This window comes from Streptomyces sp. NPDC005181, from assembly GCF_040608395.1.
Classification (GTDB): domain Bacteria; phylum Actinomycetota; class Actinomycetes; order Streptomycetales; family Streptomycetaceae; genus Streptomyces.
Map to the genome: position 1 here is coordinate 1 of NZ_JBEXID010000010.1, position 18,521 is coordinate 18,521.

At 70.7% G+C, this 18,521-nt stretch carries 7 protein-coding genes and 5 pseudogenes; 3 read left to right on the forward strand and 9 right to left on the reverse strand.

Annotation, left to right across the window (positions count from 1 at the left end):
* Nucleotides 1-444: 444 nt before the first annotated feature.
* Nucleotides 445-1,698 (reverse strand): ROK family transcriptional regulator, encoded by a 1,254-nt coding sequence (locus tag ABZV38_RS09665; RefSeq protein ID WP_356326229.1) that lies wholly within the window; start codon nucleotides 1,696-1,698, stop codon nucleotides 445-447.
* Nucleotides 1,699-2,211: 513 nt separating this feature from the next.
* Between ABZV38_RS09665 and ABZV38_RS09670 the strand changes: the two genes are divergently transcribed.
* Complete coding sequence (locus ABZV38_RS09670) at nucleotides 2,212-4,629, forward strand: endonuclease/exonuclease/phosphatase family protein (protein WP_356326230.1); 2,418 nt, start codon at nucleotides 2,212-2,214, stop codon at nucleotides 4,627-4,629.
* 249 nt (nucleotides 4,630-4,878) lie between these two features.
* On the opposite strand, the pseudogene ABZV38_RS09675 reads toward ABZV38_RS09670, so the two are convergent.
* The 3 genes and pseudogenes from ABZV38_RS09675 to ABZV38_RS09685 form a co-directional block, all read right to left on the reverse strand.
* Nucleotides 4,879-5,797: pseudogene (locus tag ABZV38_RS09675) on the reverse strand (alpha/beta fold hydrolase).
* 20 nt (nucleotides 5,798-5,817) lie between these two features.
* Nucleotides 5,818-7,116: a beta-ketoacyl-[acyl-carrier-protein] synthase family protein gene (locus tag ABZV38_RS09680; protein WP_356326355.1), complete on the reverse strand. Its 1,299-nt coding sequence runs from the start codon at nucleotides 7,114-7,116 to the stop codon at nucleotides 5,818-5,820.
* A gap of 80 nt (nucleotides 7,117-7,196) precedes the next feature.
* Entirely contained in the window at nucleotides 7,197-7,430 is a 234-nt protein-coding gene (locus ABZV38_RS09685) for an acyl carrier protein (protein ID WP_356326231.1), read from the reverse strand.
* A 525-nt stretch (nucleotides 7,431-7,955) separates the two neighbouring features.
* Here ABZV38_RS09685 and ABZV38_RS09690 point away from each other — a divergent pair.
* Together ABZV38_RS09690 and ABZV38_RS09695 are read left to right on the forward strand one after the other, a co-directional pair.
* Nucleotides 7,956-8,903 (forward strand): annotated as a pseudogene (locus ABZV38_RS09690) (N-acetylmuramoyl-L-alanine amidase); the annotation flags it as partial.
* A gap of 372 nt (nucleotides 8,904-9,275) precedes the next feature.
* Nucleotides 9,276-10,488: pseudogene (locus tag ABZV38_RS09695) on the forward strand (MFS transporter).
* 247 nt (nucleotides 10,489-10,735) lie between these two features.
* On the opposite strand, the pseudogene ABZV38_RS09700 reads toward ABZV38_RS09695, so the two are convergent.
* The 5 genes and pseudogenes from ABZV38_RS09700 to ABZV38_RS09720 form a co-directional block, all read right to left on the reverse strand.
* A pseudogene (locus tag ABZV38_RS09700) lies at nucleotides 10,736-12,616 on the reverse strand (PA domain-containing protein); the annotation flags it as partial.
* A 1-nt stretch (nucleotide 12,617) separates the two neighbouring features.
* Nucleotides 12,618-13,121 (reverse strand): annotated as a pseudogene (locus ABZV38_RS09705) (sigma-70 family RNA polymerase sigma factor); the annotation flags it as partial.
* 61 nt (nucleotides 13,122-13,182) lie between these two features.
* Complete coding sequence (locus tag ABZV38_RS09710) at nucleotides 13,183-14,334, reverse strand: XdhC/CoxI family protein (RefSeq protein ID WP_356326232.1); 1,152 nt, start codon at nucleotides 14,332-14,334, stop codon at nucleotides 13,183-13,185.
* A gap of 37 nt (nucleotides 14,335-14,371) precedes the next feature.
* Nucleotides 14,372-15,835, reverse strand: a complete 1,464-nt coding sequence (locus ABZV38_RS09715) for an NCS2 family permease (protein ID WP_356326233.1) — start codon at nucleotides 15,833-15,835, stop codon at nucleotides 14,372-14,374.
* A gap of 301 nt (nucleotides 15,836-16,136) precedes the next feature.
* Complete coding sequence (locus tag ABZV38_RS09720; RefSeq protein ID WP_356326234.1) at nucleotides 16,137-18,521, reverse strand: molybdopterin cofactor-binding domain-containing protein; 2,385 nt, start codon at nucleotides 18,519-18,521, stop codon at nucleotides 16,137-16,139.

Sequence of the window (18,521 nt, forward strand, 5' to 3'; positions counted from 1 at the left end):
CATCGCGCCGGACCAGACCCGGCGGCAGCATCAGCCCCATGCACCGCCAACGAGTCCGATCACCATCACGTCACGTGAACAACCGGCTGTAGTACCGGGTTGGAAAAGGGCAGAGGGAAGGAGAAGAGAAAGGGTGGGAATGAGGGAGGGATGACAGGAGAATCCTGCACAAGTGCGGGTAGTGCAGGCCGAATTGAGGCAGTGCACATCCACGCGTAACCGTTCGCGTAATTCAGCGGATGGTTATCGGCAACCCGGACAGGAGCGACAACAAAAACGCCGGGCGGCGATACGCACCGGCGCGGCCGCGCGGCGGTGGCGCGCTGCTGAGGGCGCGTACCGGGAATTCCGCTGCTGGCTGGTCATGAATCCATCATCCCGTTCGGGCTCGGGCCCGGTCAACAATGCAACTTCCTGAATTAAGTCGGGTGGTGCGTCGCTCCGTCAGGACACAGCGGGAAGCGCGGGCCATGGGCCGAGCGGGTCCACGTACAGCGCTCCGAGCGCCACCGCGCCGCCCGCGGTGGCCAGTACGGAGCCGGTGAAGCTGCTCGGCACGACCGCGCGCTCCGGGTCGTCGCAGACCCAGGAGCGCTCCGCGACCTGTTCGCGGAGATCGGCCAGACACTGCGGGATGCGACCCGCGCCGGGTTCCACCACGACAAGTACCTCGGGGTCGAACATGTCCAGGAGCAGCGCCGTGGCCCGGCCCACCAGCCGGGCCCGGCGCCGGAACAGCGCCACCGCCCGTGCGTCGCCGGCCAGGGCCTGGTCCAGCAGCTCCCCGAACGAGGCAACCAGCAGCCCCTGTTCGGCCGCCCGTCGCACCATGGCCCGCTCCGACACCTCCGACTGGAGACAGCCGGACCGCCCGCACGAGCACGGATCGGCCCCACCGGATCCGCCTGCCCCGAGCGGAAGATGGGCGACGCTGCCCGCCCCGGAACGCGGCCCCCGGTGCATGGCGCCCTCCGTGGCGAAAGCAGCGTCCACGACCGCACCGATGAACAGCAGCACCGTGCTGGCCCGGGTCGACGCCTCGCCGAACATCTGCTCGGCCCGCGTCAACGCCCTGGAGTGGCTGTCCACATGGACCGGCAGTCCGGTCGCGGCGGAAAGGACGTCCCGTACCGGCACATCGCGCCAGCCGAGCAGTGAATGTTCCACGATCACCCCGGCGACGGGGTCGACCCGGTGCCCGGTGGCGATGCCCAGGGCCAGCACGCTTCGCCCCGCCGCGCGCGCGGACACGAGCCGGGGAAGGCGCTCGGCGAGGGCGGCGAGCAGCCGGTGCGGGTCGGTGCTCCGATGCGGCTGCCGTTCTTCGGCGACGATCCGGCCCCGCAGATCCATCAGGGACACGGTCGAGTGGGCTACGGCGATGTGCGCCCCGGCCACCAGATAGCGGCCGGTGTCGATCTCCACGGGGATGTGCGGCCGCCCGAGCCCCCGGGGGCCCGCGGTCTCCGCGCTCTCCCGGACCAGTCCGCGGGCGAGCAGCTGGCCGACATGCCCGGTCACGGAGGCGGGCGAAAGGCCGGTGAGCCGGGCGACGGTGGACCTGGCGACCGGGCCGTGGTCGAGAATCGCGCTCAGTACGGAGCCGGTGCCCGAGACGCGGCGGGCGGGGCCGATGGCGGGCAGGTCGGAGCGGAGCAGGGGGGTGGCTCGGCGGGCGGCCGCAGACAGACTCTTCACAGTGTCTTCCAGGTCCTCGGTGGCAGCGGGCGACGCGGTGCGCGCTCGTCGGAGAAGGAGCGCGTGGCAGACCGCTGCTGCCGTGCGGGGCACGGTGAGCGGGCTCTGCTTCTCCCGTGGAGAGAAACACCCTGCGAGGGTCCGGTGGGCGGCACCCGAGGGTGCGCCTGTGGCCGGTCGCGCGGGCGCCGTGCTCTCAGGCCTGGTGACACGCGGCGGAGCACACACGCTTGAGGTCGACATGACCTCGAGTCGTCAGGTGTGCGGATCGCTGCATGGCGGGCAACGTAGCCGGAATGACGTAACCCGGTCAAACTGCTGCCCGCATCATGGACACCCCACATGGCGAAACCGCACGTTCAGCCACCTTTTGACTGCTTGTCGAATCACGGGCGGCCGGCCAGGCGCCTGGACGGCGGAGCGATTTCTGGAATTAACCTCTGATGCCTTGTCATGGCCTGTTCTACGCGCATAGCTTGTGGCCTCTCATCACACTCTGGGGGGCAGCTCACCGTGCAGATATCCAGACCGCGTTCCGTCCTGCTGGCCGGCGCGGTCGCCGTGACGCTCTCGGCGACCGCTCTGCCTGCCGCCTTCGCGGCCCCGTCCTCGACCGCCGTGATCTCCGAGGTGTACGGCGGCGGGGGCAACTCGGGTGCGACGCTCACCCGCGACTTCATCGAGCTGGCCAACGCCGGCTCCTCCGCGTACGACCTGTCCGGCTTCAGCGTCCAGTATCTGCCGGGCTCGCCGTCCGCCGGTTCCCTGTGGCAGGTCTCCGCGCTGACCGGAGCCGTCGCCCCCGGCGGCCGCTACCTGGTCGCCCAGGCCGCGGGCACCGGCGGCACCGTCGCTCTGCCGACCCCGGACGCGACCGGCACCGTCGCGATGTCCGCGACCAGCGGCACCGTCGCCCTCGTCTCCGGCACCACCCCGCTGACCTGCAAGACCGCGGCCGACTGCGCAGCCGACACCCGCATCGTGGACCTCGTCGGCTACGGCTCCGCGGTCGTACGCGAGGGCAGCGGGCCGGTGACGGGTACTTCCGCCACCGCCTCCGTGGCGCGCGCCGCATCGCTCGCCGACACCGACGACAATGCGGCCGACCTGTCTGCGGGGGCCCCGACACCGGTCAATGCGGCCGGTGAGACGTCCGGCGGTGCGGGACCGGGCGACCCGGGAAACCCGACCGAGCCCGGCACCGTGCGGGTGCACGACATCCAGGGCACCACCCGCGTCTCGCCGCTGGACGGCCAGTCGGTGACCGGCGTCCCCGGCATCGTCACCGGTGTGCGCACCAGCGGTTCGCGCGGCTTCTGGATCCAGGACGCCACGCCGGACGCGGACCCCCGCACGGGCGAAGGGGTCTTCGTCTACACCGGCTCCGCCGCACCGGCCGTCGCCGTGGGCGACTCGGTGCTGGTCAGCGGCAAGGTCGACGAGTACTACCCGTCGGCCACCACCCAGTCGGTCACGGAGATCACCGCCCCCAGGGTCACAGTCCTGTCGTCGGGCAACGCACTGCCCGCGCCGGTCGTGCTCGACGCCGCCTCGGTGCCGGACGCATACGTCCCCTCGGCGGACGGCGCATCGGTCGACGCGCTGGCCCTCGACCCGGCGACGTACGCCCTCGACCTCTACGAGTCGCTCGAAGGCACCCGCGTCGAGATCGCCGACACCCGGGTCACGGGCGCGACGACCGCGTACCACGAGGTGTGGGTGACCATCAAGCCGAACGAGAACCCGACCCGGCGCGGCGGCACGCTGTACTCCTCGTACACCGACCAGAACACCGGCCGCATCAAGGTGATGTCCCTCGACGCCACCCGCCCGATCCCCGTCGCGAACGTGGGCGACGTGCTGTCCGGCACCACCACCGGTGTCCTGGACTACGACTCCTTCGGCGGCTACAACCTCCAGGCCACCGCGCTCGGCACGCTCACCGACCACCACCTGCGGCGCGAGGTCACCCGGAAGCAGAAGGGCAAGGAGCTCGCGGTCGCCACGTACAACGTGGAGAACCTGGACGCGCTCGACGAGCAGGGCAAGTTCGACACCCTCGCCGCGGGTGTCGCGGTCAACCTCTCCTCGCCCGACATCGTGTCGCTGGAGGAGATCCAGGACGACAACGGTGCGGTGAACGACGGCACGGTCGGCTCCGACGCGACGCTCAAGCGGTTCACCGACGCGATCGTCGCGGCGGGCGGCCCGCAGTACGCGTGGCGCTACATCGCCCCCGAGAACGGCAAGGACGGCGGCGAGCCCGGCGGCAACATCCGTAACGTCTTCCTCTTCAACCCCGAGCGGGTCGACTTCGTGGACCGCCCGGGCGGCGACGCGACCACTGCGGTGACGGCCGTGGAGACAAAGAAGGGCGTCACCCTGTCGGCCTCGCCCGGCCGGATCGCCCCGACCAGCGACGCCTGGAACGACAGCCGCAAGCCGCTGGTCGGCGAGTTCCGCTTCCACGGGAAGCCGGTGTTCGTCATCGGCAACCACTTCGCCTCCAAGGGCGGCGACCAGCCCCTGCACGGCCGCTACCAGGAGCCGACGCGCAGCTCGGAGACGAAGCGCGTGAAGCAGGCGACGGAGGTCAACACCTTCGTCAAGTCGCTGCTGGCAGCGGACAAGTCGGCCCGGGTCATCACGCTCGGCGACCTCAACGACTTCGCGTTCTCACCGACGATGGGCGCGCTGACCGGCGGCAAGGCACTCAAGCCGCTGATCACGACGCTGCCGAAGAACGAGCAGTACAGCTATGTGTACGAGGGCAACTCGCAGACCCTCGACCACATCCTGCTCAGCCCCGGTTTCCGCCGCTTCGACTATGACGTGGTGCACATCAACGCGGAGTTCGCCGACCAGGCGAGCGACCACGACCCGCAGATCGTGCGCGTGGACGTGAACGCTCCGGACCACGGTCACCACTGATCCGACCGGCCCGCCCGGCGGGCATCAGGAGAGGTGCGGGCCATCGGGAGATGTACAGCCCTGCATGGTTCTCCGCCGGCTCGGCCGCAGCGTGGGAGGATCCGGCGATGCGGCCGAGCCGGGAGATCTGCCGACGGGTGCCGACGGCGAGGCGAGGTTGAGGGCCCTGACCCCGGTCGGCGGCACACTGCGGACGGCGTCGCCGGCCATGAAGGCCCGCCCGTACACCATCGGCTCGGTGCCACGAGTTCAGCGCTTCGGGGCGAATCCGGGAACCGCCGCTCCGTGGCCCGCCCGGCGCGGGCGCGGCAGTGCGGCAAGCCCCGGGGCGGTGTCGAGGGGGCGGTCGGTGAAGAAGCGGGCCGCGAGATCCGCCACGTCGTCGGGGCGTTCGAGGACGACCCAGTGGTCGGACTCCGTCATGGTGAGGAACCGGCTCCCCTCGATGGTGGCGGCGAACTCCCTTTGCTGTACGGGCGAGCTCACCGTGTCGTGCTCGCCGGCGAAGACCAGGGCGGGTACGCCGGCAAGTCCGCCGGAGAAGTCCGGCGGGTCCCCCAGCACGCGGCTCACCGAGTCCGCGGCGTGCGGGGGAACGGGACAGCGCGTGCAGGAGCGAGCGGCGTACGTAGCGCAGCGCCAGCTCCCTTCGGTGGACCTGGCGGTCCGGGTCGAGGCACATCAGCCCCTCGGCGGCGAGGGTCGCGGCACCGTCGAGGTCACCGGCCTTCAGCCGGTCCTCGGCCCGTCGCCAGTGGGCGCGTTGGCTGTCGTCGATGTGGGAGGGCACACCGCCGAGAATCAGCCGGGCGATGCGGCCCGGGTTGTGCTGAGCGCACTGGAGGGCGATCGAGGTGCCGTAGGAGTAGCCGAAGAGGTTGACCCTTTCCACACCCAGGTCGTCGATGATCCTGGTGAGGGCGGAGCGCATGATTCCGGCGCTGGGGACGGCCGGGAGGGCGTCGGCCCCGCCCATGCCGGGCAGGTCGGCGGTCACGACGTCGGCGACAGCCCCCACGTGGTTGTCCATCTGGGGCCAGCCGAACATTCCCTGGAGCGCACCGCCGAGGATGACGACCGGTTCGGTGCGTGGTGCCGGCTGCTGCAGGAGTCGGTAGCCGAATCGCAGTCCGTAAACCGACAGGGTCCGGACAGTCTCCTCGGGCATGCGGGGCCTTCCGTTCTGCATCAGGCCCTGGTGAGGACGAGCGCGGCGTTGTGGCCGCCGAAGCCGAGCGAGGTCTTGACGGCGACGTCGAACTGGCCCGGCCGGGCCTCCTTGCTGACCACGTCGATGGGGATCGCCGGGTCGGGTGCGTCCAGATTGACCGTGGGCGGCACGAGTTGGCACTGGAGCGCGAGCACGGTCAACGCCGTTTCGATGCCGCCTGCGGCGCCGAGGGTATGCCCGGTCATCGCCTTGGTCGAGGTGACGAGGGGGTGGCCGCCGAGGACCCGGCGGAGCATCGTGCCCTCGATGAGGTCGTTGGCGACCGTCGAGGTGCCGTGGGCGTTGACATGGCCGACGTCCGCGCCGTCGATCCCGGCGTCGGCGAGGGCGGTGCGCAGCGCCCGTTCGATGCCGAGCCCTTCGGGGTCGGGGGCAACCGCGGAGTACGCGTCGCTGGACGCCCCGTATCCGGCGATGTGGGCGCGGACCGTGGCGCCGCGGGCGCGGGCGTGTTCCGGGCGCTCGAGCACCAGGAGGCCGGCGCCCTCGCCGACGACGAAGCCGTCGCGGTGGGTGTCGAAGGGGCGGCAGGCCGCCTCGGGGTCGTCACGACGGGTGGAGACGGCCTTCAGCTGGCAGGCACTGGCGATCAGCAGCCTGGAGCAGACCGATTCGGCGCCGCCCGCGATGACGACGTCACAGGCGCCGGTGCGCAGCATCTGGTGGGCGGTGCCGATCGCGACGGTGCCGGAGGAGCAGGCGGTGCAGACGGCCTGGCTCGGGCCGCGGGCGCCGAGGTCCGTGGCGACGCTGCTGGCGGCGCCGTTGACGACGGTCAGTGGGGCCAGCTTCGGGGAGACACGGCGCGCGCCGCGTCCGGCGAGGGTGGCGTGCTGCTCGTCGTAGAACGGCAGTCCGCCGTGCGCGGAGCCGATGACGACGGCGACCCGTCCGCCGTCCCACACCGAGGGGTCGAGTCCGGCGTCGGCGACGGCTTCGCGTGCCGCGATGACGGCCAGGTGCGAGAAGCGGTCCATCAGCCGGTGCGTGGCCGCGCCGAGGACGGCCTTCGTGTCGAGGCCGGTGATGGTGTACATGAAGTCGCAGGGCAGATCCGCCAGTTCGGGACGCCGCAGGACGGAGGGCGCGCCGACTGCCTCGGAGACGGTGCGCCAGGTGGCGGCGGTGCCCACGCCGGCGGCGGTGACCAGACCGATTCCGGTGACGGCGGCGCTGAACGGATCCAGACGCTGCGGCGGGATCCGACGCGTGGCAACCGGACGGACCGCCGGGCTCCCGCTGGCCGGGCGGGCCATCGCGTCCTCGGCGACCGGTCTGGCCACCAAGCTCTCGGCGGCGGGACGGGCCACCAGGCTCTCGGTGGCCGGGCGGGTTGTCACGCGGCCGCCTTGCCGTGGATCGTCTCGACCAGCCGGCTCCAGGTGTCCCGCGAGTTCAGCTGGACATCGTCCAGATCGACCCCCATGCGGTCCTCGATCAGGAGCCGCAGCTCCTCCAGAGCCAGTGAGTCCAGGCGGAGCTGATGGAGCGGCACCTCCGGCCGGATCGCCAGGGGATCGGTTCCGAAGTTCGACACCAGCAAGGTGCTGATCTCTTCTGCTGTGCTCATGAGGGCACTCCTCCGCTGTCGTACGCGGTGACGCCTGCCGTGCGAGGTGCACGTGCCACCGGGGGACGCCGGCCGGTTCCGGGGGCGACCCTTTATACGCCTTCGGGGTCAGGTGTCCGGTCCGCGTTCCCCCGTGCGGTGGTTGACCGTCCAGGTGTACGAATCCACGGCTCCGAGTGGAGAGATTCCACTCGGTCGGCCAACCCCATTGGAGTGAAAGGGAGTTCGACACGCCTGAAGATCATTGTCATGCCCTGGACACATATATATCTTGACCGGGCGTCACGGCCCTCGGCCCACCCCACTCGGGTCCGGGGGCCGTTCTTCTCCCCCCACAGAGCAGGAGCAGGTATGCCCAGACGAGCCGCAGCCCACACAGGGGGCCGCGCATCCGTCCTGGCGGCCCTCGCCGTCACCGCGCTGACCGCGACCGGCACACCGGCCGCCGCCGCCCCGGCCGCACTTCCTCCGGCGTCACCCGCCGCCGCCCGGCACGTACGCGTCGCGATCGCCGGCCACTCGACGGCGCAGTGGGTCCCGGCCGACGCGCACAACTTCTCCGTCGGCCGGACGGCAACCATCGACAGGGTGATCATCCATGTCACGCAGGGTTCGTACGCGGGCTCCGTCAAGTGGTTCCAGGACCCCACGTCCGAGGTGAGTGCCCATTACGTGGTCCGCTCCTCCGACGGGCAGGTCACCCAGACGGTGCGCGACAGCGACACTGCGTTTCACGCGAAGCAAGCCAACGCCTCGGCGCTCGGCATCGAGCACGAGGGGTTCATCGACGACCCGTCCTGGTTCACGGACACGATGTACCGTTCCTCGGCCGCGCTGACCAGCGCGCTGTGCGACAAGTACGGGATCCCGAAGGACCGGGCCCACATCATCGGGCACAGCGAGGCACCGGGCACCGACCACGTCGACCCGGGACGGTACTGGGACTGGAACCGCTACATGAGCTTCGTCGTCGGCGACAGTGGCGACGGCGACAGTGGCGACCGCGACAGTGGCGGCAGCAGCAGCGGCAGCGACGGGCTGGACTTCGCCTCGTACACAGTCCTGCAGAGCGGGGCGTCGGGCGCCCAGGTCAAGGCGGTGCAGCAGCTGCTGAACAAGCAGGGCTTCGCCGCGGGCGTCGTGGACGGGAACTTCGGCGCGGCGACGCTGAGCGCGGTGAAGGCGTACCAGACGAGCCACGGGCTGCCCGCCCAGGGCATCGTCGGCCCGAAGACCTGGACCGCGCTGCTGTCGGCCGGCCCCACTCCGACGCTGCAGCAGGGCGACTCGGGCGCCGATGTGAAGCGGCTCCAGCGGTCGCTGGCCGCGGCGCTCGGCACGAGCGTGAACGCCGTCGGCACCTTCGGTCCCGCCACGTTGACGGCGGTGCGCACCTACCAGACCCACAGGGGGCTGCCGGTCACCGGGATCGCGGGCAGCAAGACCTGGGCGGCGCTGCACGCGGGACGCTGACCCCGCGTCCCGGAACGCAGCCGCTGGACGGCGTCCCCGACGAGACGAACGACCGGACTCCGGCCGGTGAATCCCACAGGTGGGCCGTCAGGTGCCCGGCACATCGGCCCTGTCGGGCACACCTGACCTCTGCCGCGGACCGCCGAGGAGTTCCTGGACAGGCCGCCGGGCGGACCGACTGTAGGAGGTGTCCGCGGACACCTCCTACAGGGTGTCCGCGCCGACCGGTCGCCTGCTGCGTTGCCACGCATGTTCCTCCCCCGTGCCTAGGACCCCGCACCGACCGCACCCCACCACACCAGGTGCGGCACTCCGGCGTCCCCGCACACGCACAGCGCGTATCTCCGCGCTGCCTCCCGAGGAACAGCCCTCATGCTTTCGCCTTCGCACGCTCCCTCGTACGCAGCCGTCCTGCGTACCCGTCATGCCTCCCGCACCTTCGGCGCCGCACTGCTGGGACGGCTCTCGTACGGGATGGTCTCCCTCGCCCTGGTGCTGGCGGTCAAAGACGCCACCGGCTCGTACTCCGTGGCGGGCGCTGTCATGGCCCTGTTCGGGGCAACAAGTGTCTTTCTCTCGCCCGTCCGTGCCGCACTGATCGACCGGTACGGGCCACGCCGGGCACTACTGCCCATGGGGGCCGCCTATGCTCTGCTCCTCTCCGCCCTGGCGTATTGCCACCTGGCAGCCCGGCAGCTCAGGGCTCCGGCTGGGGGCGCTGGCTGTCACGGCCGGTGCCTGCACCCCACCGCTCGGGCCCGTGATGCGGACCGTGTGGAGCAGCCTGGTACCCGACCGGGAACTGCTGCAGCGCGCGTACAGCCTGGACGGGGTGGCCGAGGAACTGCTGTACGTCATCGGGCCGTTGCTGGTGGGTCTGCTGGCGAGGACCGCCGAGCCGGCGGCCGGTGTGGCCGTCAGCGCCGCGCTCGTACTCGTCGGCGCGTCGGCGCTGGTGTCGTCCCCGGCCGTGCGCGGTACGGGCGGCCGCCCGACCAGGGCGACGCCCCTCTTGCCATCCGAACCCTCCGGGAAACGACTGCTCGGTGCCGTCGGGTTGCGTCACGCGGTCGTGGTCGCGGCCGGCCTGGGGCTGTGCCTGGGCTCCCTCGACCTACTCGTCGTGGCTTTCACCGAAGACCGTCATCAGGGCGCCTCGGTGGCCTGGGTGCTGGCGGCGCTCTCCGCAGGGAGCGCGGTCGGCGGTCTGGCCTACGGAGCCGTCTCATGGCGCATGCCACGTCGGGTACGGCTGGGAGCACTTGGCACGGCCCTGGGGGTGTCCCTGGTCGCGGCGGGAGTGTCGCCGAACGTGTACGTCCTGGCGGCCGCGGTCGCCGCAGCCGGACTGTTCGTCGCGCCGGCCCTCACCACGGCATATCTGATCGCGGACGAGTCCGTGGGCGAGGGCAGTCGCACACAGGCCGGCGCCTGGGTCAACACCGCGGTCAATGCCGGGTCTTCGGGGGGTACGGCCGCGGTCGGTCTGCTGGTGGGCCGGCTGCCGCTCGCGGTGTGTTTCACGCTCGCGGCGACCCCGGTGCTGCTCTGTGCGGCGTTCGCATTCAGCCGGGCCCGCCGGTGATGTTCCCGTTGCCTGCGCTCGGGCCTTGCCGCAGCCGTCGACGCCGGGCTCGCTTCGAACTCGTCCGCCGGACAGCGTCGCCTTGCTCCCGTCGAGCATGCGCCGGAATTCGGTCAGGAGCAGTGCGGTCGGAGCGGGCCTGGTGAGGAGTTCGGCCATGGGGCCGGGCAGAGAGGCGGCTCCGCTCCCCGGTCGGGGGTGCGGAGCCGCCTCAAGCAGGGAGCTCAGCAGGCCACTTCGGCCACGGTCACTTCAGACCGAACGCCCGGATGATCTCCTGGTCGATGCCGAGCCCGTTCCCGGCCTCGCTGTGCGCCTTGACCGAGACGAAGCCGCCGGCCTTCTTGGGCGTCTGGAACCGGGCGGTCCACGTGCCCTCGGAGGTCCTGCGCAGCTCCGTGGCGCTCCAGGTCTTGCCGTCGTCGTAGCTGACCGACAGCGAGGCCTTCTTCGCCTTCACCGCGCCGTCCAGTCACTCCTGTGTGCCGGAGGCGAGACCGATCTCGGTCCACTGGCCGGCCTCGACGTCACCGGCGAGGTCGGTGTCGACCTTGTAGTCCAGCTGCAGCAGCGGGAGGTCGGCCTGCCAGGGCCCGTTCTGGTCCATCTGGCCCGAGACGAAGCTCCACTCGGTGTGGGTGCGGGTGGAAGTCTTCCAGATGTCGCCGTCGCGGGTGGAGTCGAGGACGAAGCGGTACGGCAGCTTCTCCGCCGACAGGTTCCCGATGTATCCGGCCCGGCCCGCGACCTTCCGGATCAGTGTGTCGCCCTGGTAGAAGGCGGTGGTGGTGGTGTCGTACTCGTCCTCCGGCATGGAGCCCGAGTGGCCCGCGCCCGAGTCCGTCCACGGGGTGAAGTTGAACTGCATGTCGTTGGTGACGGAACGGAACGGACCCCAGAAGCCGGTGCCCAGACGCGGGCGGCTGATCGGCGCGAACCAGTCGGCGGGGTAGGTGCGACCCGCCGTGTAGTCCATCTCGCCGCTGCGCACCTCGTGCGCGAAACCGGTCTCCGCGGCGTTGAAGACCGAGTGGTCCTCGTACCAGAAGGAGGCGCCCGGAAGCGGGGTGACCCACTCGTCGCGGGTGCCGGGGAACTTCTCGTACTCCGCGAAGCCGATGCCGGGCCCGTAGTCCGGAATGTCGTAGCGGTAGCCCCCGCCGAGTGTGGCCTTGTGGCCGTAGAAGGTGTTCCCCACCTTCGCCAGCTTGCGGGTCGTCGGGGCGAACGCGAGCGAGCGGTCCGGGACGGCGCCGTTGTGGCGGTCGACCAGGTCGTACACGTACCGGGCGAACCTGCGCTGGATCATGGTGAGCTGCTCGCCCCGCGTGACCGCCTTGATCAGGGTCTCGCCGGCCAGCTGCTGCACCGAGGCGACCGGGATGGTGGTCGTGGTGCCGTACTCGGTGTACCACTCCATCGCCACACCGCGTCCGTCGTTGACGACGAAGAGCGCCTTCGCGCCCGCGGCGAGCGCGTTGGCGAGCCGGTCGGCCGCGGCCACCGCGTCGCTGCGGCGGACGACGACAGCCTTGCCCTTGACGTTCAGACCCGTGTAGTCGCTCTCGGCGCCCTTGCCCGCGAAGACCGCGGTCAGCGTCTGACTGCTGTCCTCGGCGACGGGCGATCCGCCCTGTACGGCGACCGGCACATCACGGCCGTCGACCGACAGATCGATCTGCTTCTCGCCCTGGCGCCAGCGGGTCAGGAAGCTGAAGTCGCCCTGAGTGACCTTCTTGGTGGGGCTTGCCCACAGCTGGTCGTACGCCACCGGGATCTGGTACGCGTCGCGCAGGAGCGTGCCGTCCGGCGCGGTGCGCGCCATGTCGTAGCGCAGCTGCCGGATCTCGGTCTCCTTCGGCGTCCGCACACTGACCTTGCGGGCCTTGGACGCGTCCAACGTGACCGTGGTCGGCTTGTCGAGGACCGTCTCGGGTTCCGCGAGGAAGGCGACGGCCTTCGAGTCCGGGCGGTCACCGTCGACGTCGACGGAGGCCCAGGAGGTGTAGGTGCCCGGGGGCAGCCGCAGCGTGGTGTCGCCGGAGACCGGTATGAGGTTGAGATACGGGTCGCTCAGCTCGCCGAGGACGACATAGCCGTCCATCGGCTTGCCCGCGCGGTCGCGGAGCCCGCACGGCAGTGACGGCAGCGTGCAGCCTGCTCTTGACCGTTCCTTCGGGAATGCCCAGCAGCCGTGCCATGTCACGAACGGTGAGGTCGGCGTAGAAGCGCAGCGTCAGTATCTGCCGCTGCGCCGGAGGCAGGGTGTCCAGGCCCTGGGCGACGCTCAGTGCGAGCAGACGGTGTTCTTCGGAGTGTTCGGCGGGCGGTTGTCGTTCCCATCGCTCGGTCAGCCGCTCCCGCAGTCCCGCGTCACGGGTGCGCGCACGGTGCCAGTCGATCGCTACCCGCGAGGCGACGACACTGATCCACGCCGAGGGTTCCCTGATCTGCTGCCGTCCCCGTTTCGCTTCCTCCTCGATCAGCTTCAGCCGTACCTGCTGGACTCCGTCGTCCAGTTCGTCCCAGGGCACGCCGCCGAGGGCGAGTACGGCCCGTACCCGCCCGGTGTCCAGTGATTCCGCAAGGGTCGGTCCACGGTCCGGGGACTCGGCTCTGCGCCATCGGCCCATTCCCAGCTCCGTTTCTCGCTCCTATGACGGAGCAGGTGCCGGAAACGTTCGGCCGTCCGGGTCAGGCCACCGAAGAGATGCGCCCGGCCACCGGCTGCCCGCTCTCGTGATGGATCGGGGCATGCGCGCCGGTGAGCGGGACTCCGCTGCCGCCGCGCCGGTCGGCGACGATCTCGGCGGCGATCGACAGGGCGGTCTCCTCGGGGGTGCGTGCGCCGAGATCGAGACCGATCGGCGAGTGCAGCCTGGCCAGTTCGAGTTCGGTGACGCCGACCTCGCGGAGCCGCTCGTTGCGCTCCAGATGGGTGCGGCGCGAGCCCATCGCCCCGACGTACGCGACCGGCAGCTTCAACGCCGTCTCCAGCAGCGGGACGTCGAACTTTGCGTCGTGGGTCAGCACGCACAGGGCCGTGCGCGCGTCCACGGCAGTGGCCGCCAGATAGCGGTGCGGCCAGTCGACGACCACCTCGTCGGCGTCGGGGAAGCGGGCCTCGGTCGCGAAGACGGGCCGGGCGTCGCACACGGTGACGTGGTACCCGAGGAATTTACCGGCCCGGACCAGGGCGGCGGCGAAGTCGATGGCCCCGAAGACGATCATCCGGGGCGGTGGGACGCTCGACTCGACGAGCAGCCCGAGCGGCCGGCCGCAGCGCGATCCCTCGGCGCCGATCGTGAGGGGGCCGGTCCGGCCCACGTCCAGCATCGCGCGGGCCTCGGCCGCCGCGGTGCGGTCCAGCTCCGGATGTCCGCCGAGCCCGCCCTCGTACGAACCGTCGGGGTGGACGAGGAGGGGCCGGCCGAGGAGCTCGGCCGGCCCGTCGGTGATCCGTACGACCGCCGCCGCCTCCCCTGCCGCCGCGGCGGCGAGCGCGGCGGCGAACACCGGGCGTGCGGGGTCGTCCGCATGGACCGGTGTCACCAGGATGTCGATGACGCCGCCGCAGGTCAGACCGACGGCAAAGGCGTCCTCGTCGCTGTAGCCGAACCGCTCCCGCACGGTGGTGCCGTCGTCGAGGGCCTGTTGGCACAGCTCGTACACCGCGCCTTCCACACACCCGCCGGAGACCGACCCGATCGCCGTGCCGTCGCGGTCGACGGCGAGGGCGGCTCCCGGCTGCCGGGGCGCGCTCCCCCCGACCGCCACGACGGTGGCGACGGCGAATTCGCGTCCCTGCCCGACCCACCGGTGGAGCTCTTCGGCGATGTCCAGCATGGCGTGTCTCCTTAAGCGTGGTGTTCAGGGGCGGGGGTCAGTTGACACCCAGCCAGCTCTCGATCGGATGCAGTGCGAAGTAGACGACGAAGATGACCGTCAGACCCCACATGAAACCGCCGATCTCACGGATCTTGCCCTGTGCCACCTTGATGGCGACATAGGAGATCACACCGGCGGCGACGCCCGGGGTGATGCTGTACGTGAACGGCATCAGCACGACGGTGAGGAAGACCGGGACGGCGATCGCGCGGTCGCTCCAGTCGACGTGCTTGGCGTTCTGCATCATCATCGCGCCGATGACGACCAGGGCCGCGGAGGCGACCTGGGGCGGCACGATCGCGGTGAGCGGGGTGAAGAAGAGGCAGGCCGCGAAGAACAGGCCGGTGACCACGGAGGCGAGACCGGTCCGTGCGCCCTCGCCGACACCGGTCGCCGACTCGACGAACACGGTCTGGCCGGAGCCGCCCGCGACACCGCCGATCGCACCGCCGGCGCCGTCGATGAACAGCGCCTTGGACAGGCCCGGCATCCGGCCCTTGTCGTCTGCGAGCTTCGCCTCCGTACCCACACCGATGATGGTGGCCATCGCGTCGAAGAAGCCGGCCAGCACCAGGGTGAAGACGATGAAGCCGACGGTCATCGCGCCGACATCGCCCCAGCCGCCGAATTCGACCTTCCCGAAGAGGGAGAAGTCGGGGGCGGAGACCGCGCTGCCGTTCAGCTCCGGCGGGGACATGTTCCACGCCTTGGCGTCGAGACCGGCCGCCTTGTGGACGACGACCGCGATCACGGTGCCGACGACGATGCCGATCAGGATCGCTCCGGGGACGGCGCGGGCCTGCAGCATGAAGATCATCAGGAGGGTGACGCAGAAGATCAGGACGGGCCAGCCTGCCAGCTCGCCGTTGATGCCGAGGGCGACGGGCGGTCCGGCCGGCGAGCCCTTGCCGACGAACCCGGCCTTGTAGAGGCCGATCAGGGCGATGAAGAGCCCGATACCCATGGTGATGCCGTGCTTCAGCGGGAGCGGGATCGCGTTCATGATCAGCTCGCGCAGGCCGGTGACCACCAGGAGGCAGATCACCAGGCCGTACATCACGCACATGCCCATGGCCTGCGGCCAGGTCATGGCGGGAGCGACCTGCGACGCGAGGACGCCGGAGACGCTGAGACCGGCGGCGAGCGCCAGCGGCACCTTGCCGACGAAGCCCATCAGCAGGGTGGCCGCGGCCGCGGCGAGCGCGGTGGCAGTGATCAGTCCCGGCTGGCTGAGCAGATGTCCCTCGACGTCCTTGCCGCCGAGGATGAGCGGGTTGAGCAGCAGGATGTACGCCATGGCCATGAAGGTCGTGACGCCGCCGCGCACTTCGCGCGCGACGGTGGATCCACGCTCGGATATGTGAAAGTACCGGTCGAGCCAGGATCTGCCGGCGGGGATGCGCGAGCCGGGGCCCGCCTCCTCCGCGGTGGTCCTGGGCTCCACTGACTGCTGGGTCATGATGCCTGACTCCCAAGGTTCACAGGGGCACCCGCGATGGAGACTCCGAATGCGGGATTTGGGATGACTGCTTGGCTGCACGACCCGGGGGACGGCCCGAGACGAACTGTTCATGCAGAGTGGATGTGCGGGTACTGCTCGGTGATGCGGGTACTGCTGGCACAGCGGTACTGCGGGTACTGCTCGGTGGCGCCGAGGACCGCGAGCGGTGCGGTACTCCGGATCTCCGGGCGGTACGGGCGGCGGAAGTGTGACGTTCCTGGCAGGCACGCACCGCCCGGAGAGTTCGCGGGAGCGGCTCTCAGGTGCCGGTGAGGTGCTCGGGGCGCACCGGCGTCCTGTTCAGCTCCAGGCCCGTCGCGTTCCGGATCGCCGCGAGGACGGCCGGGGTCGACGACAGGGTCGGGGCCTCGCCGATGCCACGGAGCCCGTACGGGGCGTGGTCGTCGGCGAGTTCGAGCACATCGACCGGGATGGTCGGCGTGTCGAGGATGGTGGGGATCAGATAGTCCGTGAAGGACGGGTTGCGCACCTTCGCGGTCTTCGGGTCGACGATGATCTCCTCCATGACGGCGACACCCAGTCCCTGGGTGGTGCCGCCCTGGATCTGGCCGACGACGGACAGCGGGTTGAGTGCCTTGCCGACGTCCTGGGCACAGGCCAGTTCGATGACCTTGACCAGGCCGAGCTCGGTGTCGACCTCGACGACGGCGCGGTGCGCGGCGAAGGAGTACTGGACATGGCCGTTGCCCTGGCCGGTGCGCAGGTCGAACGCCTCCGTGGGCCGGTGCCGCCACTCCAGCTCGATGTCGACCGCCTCGCCCTCCAGTACGTCGACCAGATCGGCCAGCACCTCGCCGCCGTCGGTGACGACCTTGCCGTCTTCGAGGAGCAGCTCGGCGGTGGCCCAGGCGGGGTGGTACGTACCGAACTTGCGGCGGCCGATCTCCAGGACCTTCTCGCGGACGGCTTCGCAGGAGTGCTTCACGGCGCCGCCGGTGACGTACGTCTGCCGGGAGGCGGAGGTGGATCCGGCCGAGCCGACCTGGGTGTCGGCCGGGTGGATGGTGACCTGGGCGACGCCGAGCTCGGTACGGGCGATCTGGGCGTGGACGGTGACGCCGCCCTGCCCGACCTCCGCCATTGCGGTGTGCACGGTGGCGACCGGTTCGCCGCCGACGACCTCCATGCGGACCCGGGCGGTGGAGTAGTCGTCGAAGCCCTCGGAGAACCCGACGTTCTTGAGGCCGACCGCGTAGCCGATGCCGCGTACGACGCCTTCGCCGTGGGTGGTGTTGGACAGACCGCCGGGCAGGGCCCGTACGTCGGCCTCCTCGCCGGCGACCTCCCACTGGCGCTCGGGCGGCAGCGGCCGGGCCTTGACCCGGCGCAGCAGCTCGGCCACCGGGGCAGGCGAGTCGACGACCTGCCCGGTCGGCAGGAGGGCGCCCTGCTCCATGGCGTTGAGCTGCCTGAACTCGACGGGGTCCATGCCCAGTTCGGCGGCGAGCTTGTCCATCTGTGCCTCGTAGGCGAAGCACGCCTGGACCGCGCCGAAGCCGCGCATGGCACCGCACGGCGGGTTGTTGGTGTAGAGCGCGATCGCTTCGATGTCGACGTCGTCGATGACGTACGGGCCGACGGAGAGCGAGGAGGCGTTGCCGACGACGGCCGGGGAGGCGGAAGCGTAGGCGCCGCCGTCCAGCACGATGCGGCACTTCATGTGGGTGAGCTTGCCGTCGCGGGTGGCGCCGTGCTCGTACCAGAGCTTCGCCGGGTGACGGTGGACGTGTCCGAAGAAGGACTCGAACCGGTTGTAGACGATCTTGACCGGCTTGCCGGTACGGAGCGCCAGCAGGCAGGCGTGGATCTGCATCGACAGGTCCTCGCGGCCGCCGAAGGCACCGCCGACGCCGGAGAGCGTCATGCGGACCTTGTCCTCGGGCAGACCGAGGACGGGGGCGATCTGACGGAGGTCGGAGTGGAGCCACTGCGTGGCGACGTACAGATCGACGCCGCCGTCCTCGGCGGGGACCGCCAGGCCGGACTCGGGACCGAGGAAGGCCTGGTCCTGCATGCCGAAGACGTACTCGCCGCTGACAATGACATCGGCGCGGGCCGCTGCCGCGTCCGCGTCGCCGCGGACGATGGGCTGGCGGTGGACGATGTTCGGGTGCGGGACGTGCCCGGCGTGGTGGTCGCTGCGTCCCTCGTGGACGAGAATCGCGTCGGGGGCGGTGGCCGACGCCTCGTCGGTGATGACGGGCAGCTCGCGGTAGTCGATCCTGATCTTCGCGGCGGCGCGGCGGGCGGTCTCCGGGTGGTCGGCGGCGACGAGCGCCACCGGTTCGCCGTGGTGACGGACCTTGCCGTGGGCGAGGACGGGAGTGTCCTGGATCTCCAGGCCGTAGTTCTTCACCGAGGTCGGCAGGTCGTCGTAGGTGAGTACGGCGTGGACGCCGGGGGTGGCGAGCGCCTCGGAGATGTCGATCGAGACGATGTCGGCGTGCGCGAGCGTGGAGCGCAGCGTGTGGCCCCAGAGCATGTCCTCGTGCCACATGTCCGAGGAGTACGCGAACTCGCCGGTGACCTTCAGGATGCCGTCGGGGCGGAGCGTGGACTCGCCGATACCGCCCTTGGTGCGGGTGCCCTGGTGGATGTTCGTGGGGGAGCCGGTAACGCCCAT